The 258-nt window shown below is 67.4% G+C and carries 1 pseudogene; it reads right to left on the reverse strand.

The annotated features are described in order from the left end of the window. Positions 1 to 241: pseudogene (locus ACFFNX_RS32920) on the reverse strand (Crp/Fnr family transcriptional regulator); the annotation flags it as partial. Positions 242 to 258 lie beyond the last annotated feature (17 nt).

Here is a 258-nt window from a genome sequence, read left to right on the forward strand (position 1 = left end):
CATAGTCCACGAACGTGCCCGGCAGCACCGGCTCACCCGCGTGTCCCGACGCCAGCGCGATCGCGGCCTCGCCGTGTCTGTTCTGCGCCGGCCGCTCCTGGTCGCGGAGGCCGGCGAGATGGTCGCGCAGTTCTTCGGACTGCCCGGCGAGTTCGTCGAACGCCTCGCGCGACAGGGAGAGAACGATGCATTTGGTCTGGGCCTTGGCGGTGAAATCCCACGTCTCCTGAGACCCGGCCAACGCCCGATCACCAAAAT

This window comes from Actinoallomurus acaciae, assembly GCF_042429965.1.
GTDB classification, from domain to species: Bacteria; Actinomycetota; Actinomycetes; order Streptosporangiales; family Streptosporangiaceae; genus Actinoallomurus; species Actinoallomurus acaciae.